Source organism: Bacteroides sp. 1001136B_160425_E2, assembly GCF_015559655.1.
Classification (GTDB): domain Bacteria; phylum Bacteroidota; class Bacteroidia; order Bacteroidales; family Bacteroidaceae; genus Bacteroides; species Bacteroides luhongzhouii.
In genome coordinates, this window is record NZ_JADMQH010000016.1 from 23,761 (window position 1) to 46,089 (window position 22,329).

General features: G+C 38.7%; 19 protein-coding genes and 1 tRNA gene. 3 read left to right on the top strand and 17 right to left on the bottom strand.

The genetic code is table 11. The annotated features are described in order from the left end of the window. The 13 genes from I2I04_RS16285 to I2I04_RS16345 form a co-directional block, all read right to left on the bottom strand. Positions 1–1,118, bottom strand: a 1,118-nt coding sequence (locus I2I04_RS16285; RefSeq protein ID WP_410489783.1) for a leucine-rich repeat domain-containing protein, incomplete at its 3' end; no start/stop codon positions are given. Positions 1,119–1,134: 16 nt separating this feature from the next. After that, on the bottom strand, positions 1,135–1,533 hold the full coding sequence (locus tag I2I04_RS16290) for a retroviral-like aspartic protease (protein ID WP_195655452.1): 399 nt from the start codon (positions 1,531–1,533) through the stop codon (positions 1,135–1,137). A gap of 1 nt (position 1,534) precedes the next feature. Next, positions 1,535–1,984 carry a hypothetical protein gene (locus I2I04_RS16295; RefSeq protein WP_195655453.1) on the bottom strand — a complete coding sequence of 150 codons (450 nt, stop codon included), beginning with the start codon at positions 1,982–1,984 and terminating at the stop codon, positions 1,535–1,537. 1 nt (position 1,985) lies between these two features. Beyond that, complete coding sequence (locus I2I04_RS16300; protein ID WP_195655454.1) at positions 1,986–3,098, bottom strand: DcrB-related protein; 1,113 nt, start codon at positions 3,096–3,098, stop codon at positions 1,986–1,988. Next, positions 3,095–3,448, bottom strand: a complete 354-nt coding sequence (locus I2I04_RS16305) for a hypothetical protein (RefSeq protein ID WP_195655455.1) — start codon at positions 3,446–3,448, stop codon at positions 3,095–3,097. Before I2I04_RS16305 ends, I2I04_RS16300 begins: the two co-directional genes overlap by 4 nt. A 946-nt stretch (positions 3,449–4,394) precedes the next feature. Then, on the bottom strand, positions 4,395–4,850 hold the full coding sequence (locus tag I2I04_RS16310; RefSeq protein WP_195655456.1) for a JAB domain-containing protein: 456 nt from the start codon (positions 4,848–4,850) through the stop codon (positions 4,395–4,397). Positions 4,851–4,858: 8 nt separating this feature from the next. After that, a complete protein-coding gene (locus I2I04_RS16315) occupies positions 4,859–5,944 on the bottom strand; it encodes a DUF3871 family protein (RefSeq protein WP_195655457.1) in 1,086 nt (361 codons plus the stop codon). Then, positions 5,910–6,797, bottom strand: a complete 888-nt coding sequence (locus tag I2I04_RS16320) for an AAA family ATPase (RefSeq protein ID WP_195655458.1) — start codon at positions 6,795–6,797, stop codon at positions 5,910–5,912. The genes I2I04_RS16315 and I2I04_RS16320 overlap by 35 nt, the downstream gene beginning before the upstream one ends. A gap of 94 nt (positions 6,798–6,891) precedes the next feature. Beyond that, positions 6,892–7,161: a hypothetical protein gene (locus tag I2I04_RS16325; RefSeq protein WP_032847126.1), complete on the bottom strand. Its 270-nt coding sequence runs from the start codon at positions 7,159–7,161 to the stop codon at positions 6,892–6,894. Between the two features lie 332 nt (positions 7,162–7,493). Then, on the bottom strand, positions 7,494–8,168 hold the full coding sequence (locus I2I04_RS16330; protein ID WP_195655459.1) for a hypothetical protein: 675 nt from the start codon (positions 8,166–8,168) through the stop codon (positions 7,494–7,496). A 234-nt stretch (positions 8,169–8,402) separates the two neighbouring features. After that, positions 8,403–10,670 (bottom strand): DEAD/DEAH box helicase, encoded by a 2,268-nt coding sequence (locus tag I2I04_RS16335; protein WP_195655460.1) that lies wholly within the window; start codon positions 10,668–10,670, stop codon positions 8,403–8,405. A 100-nt stretch (positions 10,671–10,770) separates the two neighbouring features. After that, positions 10,771–12,066 carry a phage integrase SAM-like domain-containing protein gene (locus I2I04_RS16340; protein ID WP_195655461.1) on the bottom strand — a complete coding sequence of 432 codons (1,296 nt, stop codon included), beginning with the start codon at positions 12,064–12,066 and terminating at the stop codon, positions 10,771–10,773. A gap of 142 nt (positions 12,067–12,208) precedes the next feature. After that, a tRNA-Arg gene (locus I2I04_RS16345) sits at positions 12,209–12,281 on the bottom strand. Between the two features lie 221 nt (positions 12,282–12,502). On the opposite strand from I2I04_RS16345, the gene asnA reads away from it, so the two are divergent. Further along, the gene (gene asnA / locus I2I04_RS16350; RefSeq protein ID WP_143257793.1) at positions 12,503–13,540 is read left to right on the top strand and encodes an aspartate--ammonia ligase; all 1,038 of its coding nucleotides are present in this window, start codon (positions 12,503–12,505) and stop codon (positions 13,538–13,540) included. A gap of 6 nt (positions 13,541–13,546) precedes the next feature. Further along, positions 13,547–14,209, top strand: coding sequence for a uracil-DNA glycosylase (gene ung, locus I2I04_RS16355; protein ID WP_195471144.1), 663 nt, complete (start codon positions 13,547–13,549; stop codon positions 14,207–14,209). 117 nt (positions 14,210–14,326) lie between these two features. On the opposite strand, the gene I2I04_RS16360 is transcribed toward ung, so the two are convergent. Continuing rightward, positions 14,327–17,044, bottom strand: a complete 2,718-nt coding sequence (locus I2I04_RS16360) for a putative LPS assembly protein LptD (protein WP_195655462.1) — start codon at positions 17,042–17,044, stop codon at positions 14,327–14,329. An 89-nt stretch (positions 17,045–17,133) separates the two neighbouring features. Then, complete coding sequence (locus I2I04_RS16365) at positions 17,134–17,670, bottom strand: HDIG domain-containing metalloprotein (RefSeq protein ID WP_004312347.1); 537 nt, start codon at positions 17,668–17,670, stop codon at positions 17,134–17,136. A gap of 69 nt (positions 17,671–17,739) precedes the next feature. On the opposite strand from I2I04_RS16365, the gene I2I04_RS16370 reads away from it, so the two are divergent. Next, positions 17,740–18,906, top strand: a complete 1,167-nt coding sequence (locus tag I2I04_RS16370) for an exo-beta-N-acetylmuramidase NamZ domain-containing protein (protein ID WP_195655463.1) — start codon at positions 17,740–17,742, stop codon at positions 18,904–18,906. A gap of 132 nt (positions 18,907–19,038) precedes the next feature. Here the strand turns inward: I2I04_RS16370 and I2I04_RS16375 are convergent, their stop codons facing one another. Continuing rightward, positions 19,039–19,902, bottom strand: a complete 864-nt coding sequence (locus I2I04_RS16375; protein ID WP_008641043.1) for a Bro-N domain-containing protein — start codon at positions 19,900–19,902, stop codon at positions 19,039–19,041. Positions 19,903–19,944: 42 nt separating this feature from the next. Then, a complete protein-coding gene (locus I2I04_RS16380) occupies positions 19,945–22,029 on the bottom strand; it encodes a BT4734/BF3469 family protein (RefSeq protein WP_008017953.1) in 2,085 nt (694 codons plus the stop codon). Positions 22,030–22,329: the final 300 nt, after the last annotated feature.

Here is a 22,329-nt window from a genome sequence, read left to right on the forward strand (position 1 = left end):
CAATTTAGTCTTTTTAATTTAGGAACATTAGATATACTCAATTTGGTAAGTTTGGCATGCTGACAGTCTAGTTCTTCTAATTCAGGGGTGTTACATACATCTAAACAGGTGAGCTCTGTATAGCTGCTATCTATTTTTCTTAACTTGGCGTTATTGGTAATTTTCAACGTTTTTAGTTTGCTGCCATTACAGTCTAACTCTTCCAAGTTTGAATCCTTTATATCTAATTCAGAAAGAGAGATACCTGCGCAATTTAGTCTTTTTAATTTAGGAACATTAGATATACTCAATTTGGTAAGTTTGGCATGCTGACAGTCTAGTTCTTCTAATTCAGGGGTGTTACATACATCTAAACAGGTGAGCTCTGTATAGCTGCTGTCTATTTTTCTTAACTTGGCGTTATTGGTAATTTTCAACGTTTTTAGTTTGCTGCCATTACAGTCTAACTCTTCCAAGTTTGAATCCTTTATATCTAATTCAGAAAGAGAGATACCTGCGCAATTTAGTAATTTTAAATTCTTATTATTGGATATATTGAGATTAGTAAGAAATATTAAGCAATCACAATTTAACTGTTGTAAGTTACTATTGTTTGACAAATTTAATTCTTGAATTGTATTTAGGCTCTCTGTATCAATATCTTGTCCATTTATAAAGAATACTTTGTTACTACAATCTAAATGAATTAAGGCTTTATTTTGAGAGAGATTCAGTTCTGTTAAAGCACAGTTTATACATTCTAGCGAGGTTAGTTTCACATTATAAGAGATATCTAGTGATCTTAGAATACACCTATTACATTCTAATGTAGTCAGATTTGTGAAATATTGTATTCCTTTTAGAGATTTGATTTTGATTGTTGCGTCATCATTAGTTTTCATTGAATTTCTAAAGCTAATATCTGTTACAGCTTGGGCTTCAATAAGTGATACCTTGCCATCCTTGTTTACATCAAAGTGTTCATAGCAGTACTTCATAAACTCTATATCATCCATAGCAGTACATACATCATCAGGGGCAGACATCTCTGGATACCCTGTTAATGATTCATTCTCATCACTTTTGCTGCATCCTGTACATAGTAGAACTACAGCTAACACTAAAAATACTTTTTTCATAATGTTTTGTTGATTGTTAATATATAAGCTCCAATTTCTCAAAGTTAATAATCCACTTGTTCTCCAGTAAAAAGTCAGTGCCTAGTAGTCCTTGTACCTGTATTCCACTTTCATCCTCAATGCCTTTAAAAGCATCCAGTAAGGGTTTTACACAGAATTTGGGTTTATAAACCTGACCTTCAAAGTTAAAAGGTAGAGTAATCATATCTACCTTGTGCTTAGTTCCTTCTATTCCACTGATATAATAGTCACCAACTGGTTCTACTATATCCTTGAAATATTCTACTACAGTACTGTCTATCAGACTACAGGTGCTTCCAGTATCCAAGATGAAGCAAAGGAACTTTTCCTTTATCTCAACTATAATTAGGGGTAACTGCACCTTACTTATAGAAAACGACAGATTGTGTTCCATACTATTTTAAAGTAGAGCACATTGTATATGAGTTCTTTCCATCTTTATAATTGTAGTACAATATAACTTCTATGTTATCAGGCATCTGATAAATGTCTTCATTTTCTCTTGTTTGATGTGATATACATCCTTCACGTAATGAATTCTGTACTTCATAATAACTGTCTTGTACAAACTTCGTGCATTGAGGTATAGCATGTTTTGCTTCTATACCAAAAGTATACTGTAGAATGATATTACTTTGGACACTTATTGTCTGTAATCCTATGAAATAAGGATGAGTTTTTTCCCAACATTCATATCTCTTAATACCTCCTGTCATGGTGTCTTTGTAAGAGTACTTATTGAATTCAGGACATTCACTGATATGCTTTCCTACAAGTTGAGCACTAGATGAAATAGTAACCATCAATAGTATGTTTACTAGTAAAGCTAATTTAAAATGTTTCATATTACTTGAGTTTAAGTGAGTTAATCATTGTCTCTACAATTACCTTTTGTTTACTGTGCCTTGCTGCATCTGTTGTTGCAGTAATGATAAAGGTTGTGTTATCCTTCTTTTTTACTATGTATTGTATGCCATGTAACTTGTACCCTTGAATGTTAAAGGTGTAGTCTATCACACTTCCTTGACAGTTGTTTATGTAGATGTCATCATTCTGTTCTAGTAGGTGATAACTGTCCATTATTTGCTTATTTTGAGCTATTGTATTCTGGGCTAAATAAGAGGTAGGTTCATTCCATTTCTTTTTGGAGACAATGATGTTGATATTAGGTCTAAAGTCATGGTCATTCTTCAATTTCTCCATAATTTGAACAGAGACAGTTGTATTACCAGTTACTTGGTTGTCATCCTGAACTATCTGCCATGTGGTAGGGTACTTTATAGAGAAGTACTCATTAGAATATAGTTTTCCTAAATGAACATTGTCTACTTTGGATTTATCATCACTTTTAATAGTCCCATTGTTTATACTTGAAGTTTGGGTAACATGATCTTTAATGCTTTTAAAAGAATTTGTAAATCTATTGAACTTCTCTTCAATATTATCATTGGATATAACAGTTAAACAAATGATATAATTATCCTTAGAAAACATAAGTCCTCTTTGATTATATCCCTTAGTAGTACATTCTCCTATATATCCTTGATACTCCTCATAACCAAATAAGATTGGTTTGCAATTCTTTAAGTGTTTCATAGCATCTCTAATCTTGCTATCAATAGCACTCTTTAATTTATCTGCTGGTATATCTTTATATCCTACAGGAAGTCTATTTACTGCTAATTGATAAAATGTTATTTTATCTGGATTATCTTTCTCTGTTATGCCTCCATAATTTAATAGAAACTCTCCAGAAACTTGCTGTGATACATCTTCTAGAAGACAAGGAGCTTTAATGGCAAAACCATACTCTTGAAATATCTGATAACCTCTTTCTTGATAATAGGCAATGTCTTTAAGATTACTAATACTTTGATTTCCTTCATCTTGTCTCTGGGAATTGACTTGGCATGAAGAGACTAATATAACCAACAATATTAAATATGTACTTTTCGTCATTCTTTCTTTTTGTTAATCAGGTTGTATATTAAACATATTACTGCCAGTACTACTACCAGTATTATTCCTATAGATAATAAAGATGAAGCAATAGAGGCTATCCAAGCGAGTAATGGTAGTAAACAAATTATACCTCCTATAAGCATTATTGACCCTAAGCAACCCAGCTTCTCATTGGAAGACTTTAGTATAAGAAATCCTATCAATATTAATGGTATTGCTATGAGTATACCATTAACAACTTCACTTGAGTTTGGAAGTCCTAAGTCTGGTGTAGGTAGATACCTGCCTCTGAAATATCCATCAGAGGAGATGAAGAAGAGTTGAAATGTTTTAGAGAGTATTATCATATTGTTTTCCTTTTGTAGCCATACCACAAAAAGAAGGTGTGAGCCTAACCTTGATTGCTTATCAGAAGGTATCGCCAAACACCTATAACCATGCAAACAAGGAAAGCCCACACCTATATAGGTATGAGCATTCACTAACCTGCTTTTGATGGTTATATCAAATTGAAATTGGCGATTTCTCTGATAACATCAAGCAAGAAGCAAACACTTCTTTTCTAATATGTCTTGTTAAACTTCTATTTCATTAGCTGTCATTTAATTAATACTGTTGCAAAGATAGAACTTTCCAGTAATACTTCATCATTTGACTGCCATAATTTAATAGGTTTCAAGTCAGATTAGTACCATAGGTGTAGGCTTATATCCTTATAATGCAAAGGTAGACTTAATTATTCACTTTCTGTATGCCAAACTGATAAATAGAGCACCAGTAACTATCAATATTAGCCACTGTAATATCATATCCAATGCTGTCATATATACATTAGTTAAAGCCCCAGTCCATTACAGAACTAGGGCTATCAACAACAATAAAACACATAGTAAGAGGCATATAACCTCTTAATCCTTAAGTATCATACTGGTGAGGACAAACCCTACCAGAATCAAGATTATCTCACACATAATTCAATCAATATTTAATTTAGTCTAACCTACCAACTACTAATGTAGTTCATGTTTACATACTTCACCGAACCTCAAGTGATTAAGTAATTATAGTAACACTTCTTTTCACCCTGTAATCAAATATCCTCAACCTGTATTAGAAGAGGCAGTCAATCTCTATTAAACTGTCCACTGATTTGCTATTCTGCATCACTTATTATGTATATATAATATGTAAGAAAGTGAGATTGCAAAATTTCCCATCATAATGGTATAATAACAGTAGAGGAAATGGATTTAATAGAAGGTAGGTTGTTGTAGACCTTAGAAGGTTAAGTATTTATAGCTTTCCTTCATCATAATAGGAGTAGTATTCCTTCTCTGGGCTTAAGATTACATGATCTGCTACATGAATCTCCATGAGTTCTGCTGCCTTCTTGACCTTTTCAGTCAAAGCATCATCCAAAGTGCTGGGTTTCATGCTTCCAGAAGGGTGATTATGTGCCAATATTACCTGTGTTGCATTAGCCAATAAGGCAGCTTGTAATATCAATCTTACATCTACATAAGTTGCAGATATTCCACCTTCTGAAATTGGTACTATACCCAATACTCTGTTAGACTGATTAAGTAGTACTACTTTAAAGCTTTCCTTGTATTCTATTGTATCATCAGGGAAGTACTTTGTCAATAGTTCATAGGCATCCTGTGAGCTATTTATCTTGTATCTAGTTGATGATTTGACATTGCTTTTATAGCTCAATTGAACCTCAGCTACATTCATTATACTGTCCATAAGATACACTAATTAATGAACCAACTATATTCATTCTCACCATATAAAGCCTTGTTAAGTCCTTCAGCCAATTGGGTGGCATTAAGTGACCTGTCCAAGAAGTTGTCAATGTAGCTACTTTTATTAGCTCCAGTTAGTAAGTTGTACACATTCCACATGCTGATTTCCCTGCTGTCCAAAAGGGTGCTAAAGTTATCATCATTGTAATATGCTTTGGCAACTAATCCTATCTGGGTATCAGTCATTAACATCTGTGGTAACTTCTTCTTTTGGTCTACAGGTAAGAACTGATATAATCTGCACCTGCCTAAGAATTGGGCAAATTGAGATTCTCTCATATAAGTATCCTTGTAGGCTGACATATAATACAAGTGTTGGGCTATATTGTACTCTTGGAACAGTTTCAGCACTGCATTGAATAGTTCAGTTGTACTCATAACCTTTAATTCTGACCTGTAACCATCTGTTGAGACACACATGTTACAACATACAAGATTTTTAAAGCCAATGAACACCTTGAACTTCTCTGCACTCTTCTTGCTGTACAGATTCATGTGATTATAAGCCCTAACTCCTCCAATAGTCAGATTAAGCCTGTTGCCTGCTATATCTTCATATATGGTAGGTATCTCAAAACAGAACATCATTCTCTCAAAGTAGATGGTTTTATCAGATTCCAGTAATTGATTCACTGGCTTATGAATAGCTTCCGGTATCCTACCTTTGATAACATGGCTTACCCTGATGGCAGGTTCTTCTATTCTCTCATTGGAGAACACTTTATTAGCTGCTTCCCATACAGTTTCAATGAAACTGGAGTGTGATATAGTAACCTCATTGTCCTTAGAAAACACAGGTGTAATACATTCCTCCTTGAGGTATTGCATGGTTACTTCCTTTGTATTAGCCTCAATAAAAGGTAACTTATTGCCTTCTCTGGTGCTTATTGATTCAGCTTCTACAGGATTTGTTGACATAATACCTGTGTTGATGATTTCTATTGGCTCAACTGTTTGAATATAAGGATTATCTACCTTATTTCTATTAGGGTATATCAGATTAGCTCTGACTGGCTGCAACTGCATTGTTTCCATATCTAATGTAATTAGGGTTATAGTTAATAGTTGGTTGATTCTTTTGTACCTGAAGTGCTGCTTTCTTCTGCATGAATTCTGATGTTAACTGCTGATACCATTCTGGATAAGCATGATAGATGGCAGTCAGTTCTTCAATGGTTTTACTGCTGTTAATCTTGCTCCTTATCATCTCCAAATTGACACCATCATTACACCAATCAAGTATTATCTGACCTGTAGCGGGTGTAATGGTAAAGTCTGGCTTACCTATGAACAGGTTTGTCCTGTCTTTAGATGCAATAGTCTGGTGCTTCATGTTGATGTCAAAGACTATGGTAAATTCATAATCTATACCATCTCTCATGACTGCTTTTAGTCCTACTTTCTCCGGTATCATCTTGCCATTCTTCTCACTTAAAACATAGTCCTGTTTGCATCTCATAGTGCATATTACATGGCTTCCAGACTGCAATATTTTCTGCATGAAAGCATTGATTCTGGGTGTCACTTTCTGCCAATTAGTGAAGCTGTTTCCTTGTAATCCTGCATGGTATTCAAGCAAGTTATCCCAACACTGTGAGATGCTATCAATTATGATAACTTCCATACCTGCACCTTCACATATACCAATGGCTTCCATGTATGTTTCAGGTGTAAAATTATCACTTAGACTTAATACATTATAAGCACCTAAGTGAGCATAAAGGTCAGCACTTCCATTCTCACTGTCAATAATGGCTATCTTAGTCCAGTCATTACATAAACCATAAGCTAAAAGCAATGCAGAATAGGTCTTACCTGAACCTGCACAACCTTGTAAAGCAAGCTTAATCTTAGCCTGCTTCTTGGATGAAACTCTTAAGTTCAACATATCTGAATAGGGTTAATTGTTATACACAGTCTATAAAGAAAAAAGGAAGCAAGTCCTAATAAACTTGCCTCCTTGAGGTCTACATTGAGACCCGTCATAAAGTTGCCAATGTCATAGCTCCACCTTCACCTCTTTGGTGCAGCATATAGAACATGTCACCTGTATCTGGTGAACATACTTGAGAGATAACAGGATTAGTAACCTCTCCATTGAGAAACTTGTCACTTACTGCACCAGTTTCACAGCCATAAACAAAGAAGCACTTACCTGTATGAGGATTCTGTTTTACCTCAATCTTGTTGACTCCCTTTTGAGCCTTGAACTCATTCACTGTCACTGTCTCTAAGAACTTTAACTTTTCCATAATCTTGTATTTTATTGTTGTGCAGACAGACCATTCTGCTGCTGTTGATTCAGTTACTATGGTGGGGTAATGAGCTAACTGTAATGAGCTTATAATGTAAATCCAATAATCCCCAATATGCATAGGGGGACTATCCCACTTCTAAGGTAAGGGGAGGGAGACTTTGTGACTTAGAGTACACTTGTAGGGATCAAATTGAAGAAAAAAAATAAAAAATATTAAGGGTATATTATATCAGGTGACAGTAAGAAGTGCTATATATTAGTTATGTACATATAAAGCAATCCCCTGCCTTCTGGTGGGAAAACAGGGGATATTGGGGTATGTATCATTCATTCATCATTAATACTATCAAGGTAATGCTTGATTTCATCATCATCTGGTGCATGTGATATAACTTTGTCTATCCAAGTATTGTAACCCAAGTGAGGGTACAGAAGGACTTTAGCTTCCATGTGTTCAGTCCATGATAGTGCCATTGGAACATCATAAGAAGACCAGATTACTTTCTTCTCAATCAATAAGTCTCTATACTTTTTATATGTGTTCTTTGCCATATCCAAGTGGCTATAAATGGCTTTGTCTGATAAGTCTATCCTGAACTCTTTGTTAACACAAAGGCAGTATAACCCTATCATAACTCCTTTCTCTTCTGGACTTAAAGAGCTGTCACTGAATAACTCTGCCCATATAATCCTGAAATTCTTAGGAGGATTGGGTAGATAGTAGATATTCCTTCTAATCTCTTTTTGTAGCTGTATAGTCTTTACTCCATATCCTTTATCTTCTAGCTCCTTTAGTCTGGGGATAAAGGAATCCTTGATATAATCTGTACTTACTCCTGTAAGCTCTGACAACTGACTGATAGTGGTATTTGTTGTCATGTAATTGCTTTCCCTTTGAGGATAGGCATTAATATAGAGACCTGCTAATAGGTAGAGCTGCTTTGGATTGAAGTACCTGCAAGCTTCAATGGGGATGATAGTGAATTGTTTAACTGTTGTCATTAATTCTGATTTTATAGGGGTCAAAATCCACCCCATACTAATTACCTACAGTAATAAAGGATTAAAGGTAATTAGCATAGGGTGATATTTGACCCTAAGGTTGCTTCTGTTGATAGCTAATGTCATATTAGAGATGTATCACTCCTATAACCATCTGATTATCAATTGTAAATATAGTAAATAAAGTCTATAATACCAATATTCTTATCATTTATCTGATTACATATTAACCTTCTATAACACAAATAACTTTAACAAATTATTCTCTTTGGTAGCTATCCTGCCAGTATTTTCTTTAAAACTTCTTGGATTCTCTCCTCTGATGGTGTACTTATTCCCAGATGTCCTGTCAGTGGCATATATATTCTTCAATAAGGCTACATACTTTCTAGGTTTCAGTATCTTGTGTAGATGATACTGGACTATAGGAGCTAATATCTCTTGTATCTCATTTGCTGAATAGCTCTTATTTAAGGTGAAACTTCTTCTTATTGCAACCTTGAAAGGATGCTCTTCATCTAGTGTCCAATACATAACTGCATTATTGAGGTTCTTGTAAGCTATATTGTTACTTGTTCTAATCTCCCATAGCTGATGTAGCAAACTATCAAGGTCAACATATTTGTAGAGCTTAATGAATCTCTCTAAGAATATCTTTGTCCCGCTTCTACTTTGCCTAATGTATAAGTGCAAAGTATTGTCATTCAACTGCCCTGTGGTTGATAATACTTTGATGTTATCTATGGCTTCTTGAATGTAACTATCTGTCAACTTATTCTGTGCATCCTTATTGGTTTTCTCTATGATGTTTTGCTCTGGGGATACATCATAGTTCAGGGAGTTGTAGCTAATGATTTTAACCTGTTTACTTAGTACTTCTTTCAGTGTTTCAGGCATAAAATATGAGGCATATAAGTCGGTTCTTTCAATGATGTAATCTATATTGAAGTAGGCAGGTACATTCTTTCCATATATATCCTTTCTAGTCAAGTTAATTAACTCATTCCCTGCAATTCTCTCCTGTGCTTTCTCTCTTATGGCTTCTTTGATTATTGCAAATAGATCAGTCAAGGTATAATCCCCTTGTGAGATGGTATCTGCTGATTCAAGTACTTTGAGTACCTTTTGGGCTTTGTTTAATAGAGTGGCAGTGTACTTTTCCATACTTTCCATTACTGATACATATCCTAAGGTGTTATATATGATAGTTTCACTTAATACTCCATTATCCTTTCTGCATCTGCCATGTATTTGTGTCATTCTATCTAAGGTCAACATTGAGTGACTTCTTCTTACATCTGATACAGTGATTAGATGGTAACTATCCTCTATATCTATACCAGTGAAGTAACAACAAGTGGCAAAATTAATCCTAGCTGGTAAGGTATCATTGTCTCCCAGTTTAGGTGCAAAATATTCTCCTGCTTCCTTTATGGATGCCTCACTACATAGGATAGCACATTCCTTTCTGGTTTCTTCATCTAGTGATGATATAATGTTTCTTATCTGGAGTATGGAGTTATAGGCAATGAACACCTTCTCTTTAGGATGAGAGATAACCTTTTCTATGACAGCCTGTGTGATATTGTCTGTATGTAGTAAGTCTATATTTCTATGGGTATTGTATTGCCATGTTATAGGAAATCTACATTCAGTCTTTAAGTGTGGATTGCTGAATTCCTTCATAGTAGCTGTTACCATACATCTGTTCTTTAATGGGAACATAAGGTAGTAGTCAATCACATTCTCCAGTTGAGGTCTAAAGTTGTTGTCAGTCTGGAGAGCATCAATCTCATCAATCATAAGGAAGTAGTCTTTATAGTTTTTTCCTATGATACCTAATAGCCTACCTAGACTGTCTGCAACTACTAGAAATTTCTTGTATCCATCTTTAGCCAAGTATTCCTCAATCTGCTGATTAGTTACCTTTTCCTTTTCACCTTTAATCTCACTACCTACATATAATGTATTAGGATGCTTTGAGTGTTTACCATAAGCCAGAGCCTTAGTAGGAAAGACTATGATTGAATTTCTCTTTGAGTTTATCTCAAGGGTAGTAGCTCCAATACCTGGTATCTTCTTGTCTACAATACCATGAGGCATCTTATCTATGAAGTTAGCCAGATTCCAGAAAGAGTCACCAACTTCTTCTCTTATTACTTCTGGTGGTCTGCCAAATAATAAGTTATCCAAACTAGTTATTACTGTGTCTTGAGGTATGGTTTTAGTTTCTCCTACTTTTCCAGAGGATAATATCTCAATGTACTCTACAGGTGCATCATGTAAGTCACCATAAGTATTAGATACTGTCTCTTCTAATTGATTTTCAACTATGGAAGATTTAACCTCTTTAGAGTGCTCTTCTGATACAGGAGTAGTGCCTAATGTTATAACTTCTGACAGGTTGGTCTTCTCATCAGGAATCTGGAGATTGTATAACTCATCTATGAAGCTACTATCAAGTCCTGCTATTTCCTTTGCCAGTTCATCTTCTATGCTCATGTCTCACTTAGTTTGTAGTTAGTATATAGATTGTAAGTGAACAAATATACTAAAGAGCCTCCATAATTCAATCAATTACAGAGGTTCTTTTATGTTAAACTTACTTCACTTCTGGACTAGGCAGCTCACTATAACTACCAAATACATACTCAACCACCTTCTTGTTAGCTTCATTCTCTATCTTGAAGTCTCTTTCAATATAGATGTCAGTGACTTTCATAGCCTCATCAATATGATTCAATGCAGCATGAACTGTATACTTATCTATACCTACTTTATTAACAGCTAATGTAGCCCATGAGTGCCTTGCAGCATAGTACTCCAAATCATCCACTTTCAGTATTTTGCCAATTTGCTTTAACCCAAGATTGATGGCTCTGTTGAAGTTCTTGAAAGTAGAATAGAGATGATAGAAACAGAACACCTTCTTCTGGGTGTAATCTTCATATTTCTTCATTAAAGGTAGTAAGACAGGAAGAACATCTACTTTCATCTTAGCTTTATCAAGTCTTCTGTCTGTAGTCTTAGTCCTGTAATAGGTAATTGAACCATCTTCCATTTCAGTACAGTTATACAAGTCAGCAGAGTTCATCCCTATAAGACAGAAAGAGAGGATAAAGCAATCCTTAGCAAGGTTGAAAGGACATAACCTTTCCCTGCCATTAGCATTAATGATATAGGGTAACTCCCATATCTTCTTAATTAACTCTGCTGATAATGCTCTCTTCCTAGTTGCTTCCTGCTTTGGTATCACCAAGTTCTCAAAAGGTGAGTTAGGTATCCTAATGAGATTCCTGTCATAATCATTGTACTTCTTCTTAGCTTCATTGAATAGATGTCTGATGCTACTAGTGTACAGTGATACCATTCTGTTAGAGGGTATTCTCTTTCCTTTCTTCTGAAGTTCTGCTACTTGTTTAGCCCTTTTCTTGTGAAGGTATTCCATGAACTCCATCATTAACAACTTGGTAACTTGGTTAGTATTTAATTTGTTCTTTCCTAAGAAGGCAATGAAGGCATTGAGGGCAGTTTGATAATTTCTCTTACCCTTGACCTCTGTAGCTGCCAACCAGTCTTTGCAGAACTGAATAAAGTCTACAGGGGTATTCTTTTCCTTCTCTTTCTGGATATAATCAAGTACATCACTTAAGGTTAAATTGGAAGCCTCCAATGGAAGCCCCATACATAACTCTTCATAGTATCTGACCAATCTGTCAGCTTCCTTGATGTACTTTGGATTCTTTAACTTGAAGTCCTTAGTCAGGTCTTCTGCTCTTACAAAGATATGAGTAGCCAACCTCTTAACCTCTCTGTTGTAGGTTAGCCTAATCTTTACATTATAGGTTTTATCAACTTTTTGCTTAGATTTTAAGACTTCAGCTTTGATAGTCAACATGTTACATTGGTTTATTGGGAACAACAATAGACCAACAACTATACTTTAAAAGGGGATATTTAACCTAAATTTAGTACCTAAAGACTAGCACTAAAACAAAAGAATCCCTCAATAATCTACTGATTATCAAGGGATTCATCTGTGACCCCGGTGCGATTCAAACGCACGACCTTCAGAACCGGAATCTGACGCTCTATTCACTAAGCTACGGGGCCATTCTTTCTAAATGCGAGGACAAAAGTATAAAAAATCTTCTCATCTTCCTAATGATTCTTCTTTTTTTATAGTTCTTAAGGTACTTCCCCATGTTAGAACACTGTTATTTTGAAATGCTTTAGAGCATTTACTTTATCAAATTGACAATCTTTTAGAGAATATCCATTACATATATCAATTTTATTCCTATCTTTGCCGACAATTAACATTTAACAGACCTATGAGTTACTTGATAAAACCAAAGAACTATAAGCCATTACTCGACCTCAAACAGACCGAGCTAGGAATCAAGCAAATAAAAGAGTTCTTCCAATTAAACTTGTCATCCGAACTACGCCTTAGACGTGTGACTGCCCCCCTTTTCGTATTGAAAGGAATGGGTATCAATGACGATTTGAACGGAATAGAACGCCCCGTTTCTTTCCCTATTAAAGATCTGGGCGATGCACAAGCCGAAGTGGTTCATTCATTGGCTAAATGGAAAAGGTTAACCTTAGCTGACTATCATATCGAACCCGGATATGGTATTTATACGGATATGAATGCAATCCGTTCAGACGAAGAACTGGGCAACCTGCATTCTCTCTACGTAGACCAATGGGACTGGGAACGTGTCATCACCAATGAAGACCGGAACGTAAACTTCTTGAAAGAGATCGTCAACCGTATCTACGCGGCTATGATCCGTACAGAATATATGGTATACGAAATGTATCCGCAAATCAAGCCGTGCCTGCCACAAAAGCTACATTTCATCCATTCAGAGGAATTACGCCAACTTTATCCGAATCTGGAACCCAAATGCCGCGAACACGCCATCTGCCAGAAATACGGGGCTGTGTTTATCATAGGGATAGGCTGCAAACTTAGCGACGGCAAGAAGCACGACGGACGCGCACCGGACTATGACGACTACACGAGCAAAGGATTAAACAACTTGCCCGGACTAAACGGTGACCTCCTTCTGTGGGACAATGTATTGCAACGCTCCATCGAATTGTCATCTATGGGAATCCGCGTTGACAAAGAAGCCTTGCAACTTCAGTTGAAAGAAGAAAAAGAAGAAAAAAGACTGGAACTCTATTTCCACAAGCGATTGATGAATGACACCCTTCCACTATCCATCGGAGGAGGTATCGGACAATCCCGCTTGTGTATGTTCTACCTTCGCAAAGCTCACATCGGAGAAATACAAGCCAGCATCTGGCCTGAAGATATGCGCAAAGAATGTGAAGAACTTGATATACACCTTATATAACAAACTATGAACGTACAGATTGAAGAAAGCTGGAAAGCACATTTAAAACCCGAATTCGACAAAGACTATTTTCGCGCACTGACCGATTTCGTCAAAAGTGAATATAGCCAGTATCAGATCTTCCCTCCGGGAAAACTGATCTTCAATGCTTTCAACCTTTGTCCTTTCGACAAAGTGAAAGTTGTAATTATAGGACAAGATCCTTACCATGGACCGGGACAAGCACATGGTCTCTGTTTCTCTGTAAACGATGGAGTGCCTTTTCCCCCTTCATTAGTGAACATATTCAAAGAAATCAAAGCCGACATCGGTTCAGATGCTCCGACCACGGGAAACCTGACTCGCTGGGCAGAACAAGGAGTATTATTACTCAACGCAACTCTGACCGTACGTGCCCACCAGGCAGGTTCACATCAGAATCGTGGCTGGGAAGCATTTACCGATGCTGCAATCCGTTCCCTGGCAGAAGAAAAAGAAAACCTGGTATTTATCTTATGGGGATCATACGCTCAAAAGAAAGGAGCGTTTATCGACCGCAATAAACATCTGGTGCTCACTTCCGCCCATCCTTCTCCTCTTTCAGCTTACAACGGCTTCTTCGGAAATAAACATTTCAGCCGTACAAACGATTACCTGAAAGCACATGGAAAAACAGAAATCGCATGGTAGATAGATAATAAACAACGAACGAAAAGCAATGAGCGGTGAACAATATATGCATTAAGATTGCATAAGTTGTTCACCGCTCATCGTTTTCCGTTTATAGTTTATGCGTTTACCGCTTTATTAATACCACTGAATATTACTTTGCGTCTGGCTTCTCTGCTCATACTTCAAGTCTTGCAGGATGCTTGCATTCGCACGGATTGTAACATTGTAATATTTCCAGCGTCCGAAAGGAGAAAGACTGGCGGACAAGTTGAAACAGTGCAAGTCACGGGAGATTGTACAAGAAGTTTGCGTAATCTCTTTTGCCTGAAAATCATAGCCGGAGTTGAACGAGAGCGACCAGTTGTTAGAAATCTTTATATTTCCGTTTGCATTGATGTTATGCGTATAAGTATAAGGGTATCGCATGGAATAGCGATTAATAGGTTTGGACCTATCTTCACGAATATTAAACGAATAACTAAGGCTCAACGACCAAGGCATCTTAAACACCTGATAGCCATCCGAGTCAGCTTGTGCTTTCTCCACTTTCTTAGGCGTAGTGCCATCTCCTTCCGTTCCGTCAGATTCTTCATCCTCTCCATCCTCTGACTTATTCTTATTCTTCACGTTTTCATCTTCTTCTTTCGGACCGAACCATTTCTTCCATGTATCATTATTAAAGGTATAGTTGAAAGAAGAACCATATCCCTGAAAGCGTCCGAAACGTCCATACGACCATTCTGTACGATTACTGGTCACTACATTACCGCTTTTATCGAATGTATAGGCATACGTAGCAAACGATGCATTCATGTTGAAAGTATAATTCTTCGTCAGTTTCAAACGGAGGTTCATACTTAAATCACTCCAAGGTCTCTCTTTGGCAGCCATATTATAGGACATGCTCGCTCCCAATTCATCAATCAGACTGACTTTTTTAAGCGTATCTTTTTTGGCGTCGTAATACTTCATCTCCAAGTTATTTGAAATAGAGAAGCTGACTGTTCCCGATCCTTCACGCGAAGGCACTCCATAAGGTTGCCCCGTAAAAGGAGAATAATATTGCGTATTGCCATTATAATCTGTATATTCCTCCCAGTACTTGCTGAATCCCGGAGCACCGCTAAGACTTACCTGCGGAGTGAATACGTGACGAATCTGTATCTCTTTCTTTTTAGCGAAAAGAGGTTTGTACATACCATACAGTTTCGTACTCAAGCTCAAACTTGCCGAATAATTGGAAACCCGGTAGAAACCATTCAATGTATCACCCGGCAATGCTTCCAATTTATGGTCTACCTCATTGTATTGCTGATTAATCTTACGAGTATACCAACGCTCTGTATAATTGACCGAAGGAGAAACCTGCAAATATTTGAATAACGTAAAAGTAGCACTGATAGGAATGTTATGATTCATCGCATTTTCCCATGAACTTATTCCGGCTTTAAACAGATGATTATCATTTGTACGGATACTGTTTGTCAGACGTCCCGTATAACTAATGGAAATCTTTTCGTACCAGCGTTCAGCTCCTGCCGCCTTCTTGCGTTTAAACGGAAACAGACGGCTTAATGTAATATTCAAGTCAGGCAAAGTGACTGCAACCGAAGAGTCACGCATCGTCTGTGCGATATTAGTGGTTCCGGATAAGGTCAGACCGATATCAGGGAAGCTACGGGAATAACTGATACTTGATGTTTTAGTATTTTGAGTCAACAACTGTGAATTATAAAGGTTGTTGATATTGGAACGTTCGTAACTACTGGTTGAAAAGTTCACACTAGCGGAGAATGTACTGTTCGGACTGGCTTTAGCGTCCTGGCGATGATTCCATACTACCTTAAAGTCCTTAGCAACTGTATAGTCCGGCATCCCTTTATCTCCTGTCTTGGTGACCTGATAGTCTGCTTGCAGCGTACCGGAATATTTATAACGTTTATTATAGTTTGTCAATCCGGACAGTCTCCATGAACCTTTCGTGAAGATATCTCCCGTCATCTTCAAGTCCATGATATCACTGATGGCAAAGTAGTATCCTCCTTCTGCCAAACCGAAACCACGGCTGGAGTCGTCCATATAAGTCGGCATAATGAAACCGGAAGAGTAACTGCTGGAGAATGGGAAGAAGAAGAACGGCACAGCCAACGGCAGAGGCACATCTTCCACTACCAGATAGGCAGGTCCTGTCACCACATTCTTTTTGGGACGCACTTTAGCTCTTGTCAGCTGCATATAAAAGTGAGGATGATCATGATGATCGCAGGTTGTATAACGCCCATGCTCCATGAATATTTCATCATTAGCCCCTTTCTTCGCCTTGCTTCCGGTCACATATCCTTCTCCCTGCTGGGTGACGATATCAGTAATTCCCGCTTTCTTGGTTTTGAAGTTATATCGGATTGTTTCCGTATCATACGAAGTATCACCTTCTTTAAATACCGGTTTACCTTTTTCCACTCCGGTAGTATCCTTGATACCATAAGCATGCACAGTACTACTATCCAGATTCATCGAAATAACTTCCGCAGCCAGTTCGATGTTCTGATAATTAACTTTTCCGCTACCATAAAGTGTAGCGGCTCCTCCCAAAGTAAAGACAGTGGAGTCGTTAGATTCATAAACAACCGGTGCATCGAGTGGTTGTTTCTTCTTTACCGGTGCGATGGAATCAATGCGTACCGTTACCGTATCTGCTTTCAACGAATCATTTCCCTGAAGGGAATCCGTTTGTGCGGTATTGGAGGCAATCATTCCTCTTCTTCGACGTTGAGACGTAGCCTCATCGGGAAGCATCAGCAAGACAATCAGCAGTATGAATGATATAAGTATTTTTGCTTTCAATGGCGCCATTAACTAATAGTTTACGCTTGAAGTGGCAAAAGTACACAATCTTCACCAAATATGAGTTAGAATCTTCGTTATTTAATTATTTTTTAGTGCTATAAAAAGAGAGAACACCATCTATCAAAGCGGCTTAGACCTTCTTCACCATATTTTGCAATACTTTGCCGCGCTTTCTCCACTGTTTTCTCTTCATCCAGATGGGTTTTAGAAAAGAATTTATCCGCAAAGCAAATCAATTGCTCTTCCAGGGTGATGGGCAGCATCTCCCGATGAGGAACGGGAAGTTGCTGGGCAATGATATCTTCCAACGAAAGTCCGGCTCCCGTATGACGTTCACACACCAATGCGTGTTGAGGGAAACCTTCCGCCCGCAAGATTTCAGCTCCCAAATATCCGTGAGCGATATAAGGATGAGTGCCAAAGCACTGAATGGTTGGAGCGTCCGTCTGAAAAATACCAATATCATGCAACAGAGCGGCTTCTTTCACAAAACTCCGGTTTAAACGCAATTCGGGATGAGCATCCAGCATTTTCATTGCTTTTCCGGACACGGCCAGACTATGTATTACTAAGATTTGTCTCTGCTGCGTATTCTCCGGATAATATTTATCAATGATTTCGTATGGATTCATGTGCTTTATTTTTTGCTCTCTTGACGAGAAATTAATATTTTTGTGCAATATTACAAAAAAATTACCGATATGCAAACTCGAGCTTCCTTCATTCTTATATTTTTGTTCATTATGTTGTTGCCAATGCGTGTAAACAGTCAAATTGTCACGGGAGCAGAACAGATGGATCAATATCTGCCGTTGCTGAAAGGAAAACGCATCGGAATGGTAGTCAACCATACTTCCGTTGTAGGGGCAAAGCAAACTCATCTTCTCGACACCTTATTAAAAAGAAATGTTCAGGTCGTCAAAGTATTTGCCCCCGAACATGGCTTCCGAGGTAATGCAGATGCGGGTGAAACGGTGAAAAACGGAAAAGATTCCCGTACTGGTACTCCTATCGTTTCACTTTATGGCGACAACAAAAAACCGTCCGCTGCCCAGCTAAAAGATATTGATGTTATTTTGTTCGATATTCAGGATGTGGGAGCACGCTTTTATACCTATATAAGTACAATGTATTATGTAATGGAAGCTTGCGCAGAGAACAAGAAGGAAATGATTGTGCTGGATCGTCCCAATCCGTGCGATTATGTGGATGGCCCGATACTCAAACCGGGCTACAAGAGTTTTGTCGGCATGCTTCCCATTCCTGTACTTCACGGATGTACCATCGGCGAACTGGCACAGATGATAAACGGGGAAGGATGGATTGCCAACAAGAAAAATCCTTGTTCATTAAAGGTAATTCCAATGACCGGATGGAAACACGGGGAACCTTATTCACTTCCCATCAAACCGTCGCCCAACCTCCCGAACGACCAGTCTATCCGATTGTACGCCTCACTCTGTCCTTTTGAAGCCACCCGCGTCAGCGTAGGACGAGGAACAACTTTCCCTTTCCAGGTATTAGGCGCACCTAATAAGAAATACGGAAGTTTCACTTTTACTCCCCGCTCCTTACCCGGGTTTGACAAAAATCCAATGCACAAAGGTATCACCTGTTATGGGGAAGATCTCCGGAATGTAACCGATGTGAATGGATTTACGCTTCGCTACTTCTTGAACTTTTATCGCTTATCCGGTGAAAACGCAGCCTTCTTCTCCCGTGCCCGATGGTTTGATTTGCTGATGGGAACTGACAGCGTACGCAAAGCTATCATCAAAGGAGAGTCGGAAGAGGCTATCCGGAATAGTTGGCAAAAGGAATTACAGGATTACAAGGAGATCAGAAAAAAATATCTTCTCTATGAGTAAAAAAACTAGTATCATACTCTCATTCATTTTCATAAACCACTTATAATTAAAAGAATAAGTATGATAGATAACTATTATTTCCGGCATCTATCATACTTAGACCATCAAAAACGGGGTATCTATCACACTTGATTATTCCACACTCTCTCCTGAAGTTTCATTTTTTTCCCGTTCATCACCAACTTGCAATGCACTTTTTGCATTAAGTGGAGATATAACAGGGCGTTTTAGCTGACTTTCCAATTGCTTGCGAGCAACTCTTGCCACATTTCCTCCATCTTTTGCCACTTCGGCATTTTCAGCAAAACCGGATGGGTTTCTCTCTTTGGACAAATCCGTAGTAGCCGTTTCAGCAAGCATATTAAGGATCAGTTCAGTGTTCGTCATATTGTCACGGAGATTTTCTTTCTTCAATCCTTTAAACTGCTTATATTCTTTTGCCGACTTTTCAGCCCATGTCTGATAAATTATATCCGTTAATGCAGCAAACTGAACGCCCTCTTGCATCCCATTTCTTTTCCATTCGTCAGTTAGTTCCTTCCGTACTTCAATTGATTTCAATCGTTGATTAATCCAATTGTCCGAGTAACCTAAAGATTTATATTCCATCATCGCCCGATTTATAGTCAGTTCGGGGTCCTGCATTTCATCCAGACGCTCTTTGGCGACTTGAGCCATCCACATCTTAAAGGGTTCCGCTTTGGGTGAGGGAATAGACTGAATTAGACGGAAAAGCTGTTGGGTTGTAGCTACATCTGTCTTATACAGTTTGCCGTCGGAAGAGGGTAATTTCAGTTGTCCGATTTCTTCGGACAACTGACTTCCCTCTGTTTTCAACTTCTTTTTTAAATCCCCCCAATACTTACGAGGACGCTCACTGTCTGTTAATACTTCAATCACATCCACAATGGAAAAATACCATTCCTCCTTTTGGTCATCCCAAACAGCACGGATCTTTTTATCTTCAAACACTTTTATAGCATCTTTTTTAGTCATAGCATTATATATATGATGTAAATAATTAATAAATAACAAATTCTATTCTACCTCCAAAGGTACAACATGATAATACGTACCATACGTTTTCCGTTTAGATTTCACTCCGAGCCGCTGCAAGATACGCCCGAAATAAGACGCCTGCCTGGCGGAAAACGTCATCTTACTCGCTTTCTGAATCCGCCGCAGAATATCAATAGCCAGTAGCCATTCTCCTTCTTCCTCTTCTTCCGCCCTACGATAATAAACCATAAATAACTGTTCGATGGCAGGAGATTGTTCAAACTCACGGTTGTTTTCCGTCATGATAGCCTCTTCTTCGGAGTCAAACCAATAACGTTCGTTGTGATAAAGCAACTCCAACGCCTGTGCATAAAGCTGTTCATAATCAATAGGACGCGACACATCTATAGCTCCCGTCATGTAAATACCGATAAAACGACGGCTACCAGAAGTATCCGTCAACAAATCCCGATGATTGCTCGTGGCAATGAACGATGCATACCGGCGAAGCTCTTCCACTGCCGAAGCATTCGGACGACGTGTGTTCACCACCGGCTTTTGCAGAATATGTTTCAGAAAAGCCTGCTGGGTAGGACTAATCTGATCGAATTCATCCATATTGATAAGCAGAAAGCGATTCAGATACAACTCCGCGTCCCGTTTCCGACTGAAATCAATGCTATCCGTATAGTACGCCTGTAAAGCAGGAGGAAGAAGCATTCTGCAAAAAGTCGATTTCCGATATGCCTGCGGGCCAATCAGCAAAGGTGACGTACTGTTGGCGTGTTTCTTATCCATTCCCCTCCAATGGGCAACCATATTCAAAAACCACCGACGGAACAACGGCGCCCAATGCGGATTATCACAGGGAACACGGTTGGCCAGTTCCAAAATCCGGTCTTTACCATCCCAGTGAGGCAGATGATACAAAAAATCCTCCACCGGCTGATAAACAGGCACATGATCGGAATCTAAATAGCGGATTACGTCCCTATCCCACATTTTCACCCCTTCATACATGGCATTCATCGTGATACTCGCCAGCACCCGCTTGTCTACCGGACGAAAATAGAAATTAAAACTATTCCGTTCGCGATATTCCACTTCCGTGGTCAGCGTATTGTATCGAAATTCATAACGGCGCTTCATAAATTCGTCCATCTGCATGGCGAAAAGCTGTTCGGCCGTCAGACTACTCTTCTTGCCGAATCCCTTGGCGGAACGATAGACACTTTTCACAGTTTCGCGAATCAGTAACTCGTCCGAAGGGAGCCGGTAGTGCGCCTTTGTCCACCGCACAGTATCTTCTTCGGGGATACCTGCCCGAAAACAATGCTCCGCCAAACACACCAGTAGCGGTTGCAGATCGTCTCCCTCCCGATATCCGTCCAGTTCTTCAAGCGCCCTGTTGAATGCAGCGGAGAAAAGCACCGACAATGCTTCATAATTTTCATATCCGGGCGCCATTCGCTGCAAAGGAGAATCAGTTTCCCGCGTTCGTTTGATAAAAGTCGTTTCGGACGGAAGACTGACGGGCTGTTTCATATAAATGGGCATTGCTTTCGGATTGAAATAAAGTTCAGGATCATACGTCAACCGGCAATATTGTTCGAGCGACGGTTCTTTCAGTTCGATATCAAAAGGCAGTTGTGGCTGATAATATTTCACAGCCGTCTGATAAGCATGCGCGTGAAAAAGTTCCGCTTGCTCGCGTAAAGTCGGCAAGCGGTCGTCCGGATAGGTGAACCGCACCCATATCTTTACTGATTTGCCGGAAGATCCGGTAAAAGCAAGGTATGTTTGCGGAAGCTCTTTGACCAGTTCTTTTATTTCGTCGGCTTCCGCCCTCCCCGAAAGGTTATTGACTTCCATCATCACTATGCCGTTATATTCATTCAGGGTCATCACCCCTTCTTTACGGACAAAAGCTGCGGCAGGCATCACTTTGGGAACTTTACGTACCTCTTCAATCGAATTTCCCGGAAGAGTATACCGCAAGACTTCCCTCATCTTTGAGACGGGCTGCGCCTTGACTTCCGTTTTCATCTGCTCCAAAAGGAGCTCCATTTTCAACGTGCGTAAAGTTTTTACCTTGCCATCGTCTCTGACTAATGTTATTCTCATCTTTTTTTATTATTATTTCCAGTAAAAGGAAAGCTGCACTACAGCCATACAAAGATACAACATGCTCTTCGCCCAAACAAATTTCACTGCTTTTATTTGCCACGCCACACGACTTTATTTTATAGAAATAATGCTTACTAAATTTGCGAATAAAGGCAGGATAATGTATCTTTGCAGGCAGTAAGACTTCAGCCCGCATAAGTGTGCCGTACAGCCCACCTATGCGGGCTGTAGAGTTTACATTCGTGGGCTGTAGAGCCCACAAATGTGTGCCCAAGAAAAGCCACTGATTCCAGTTGA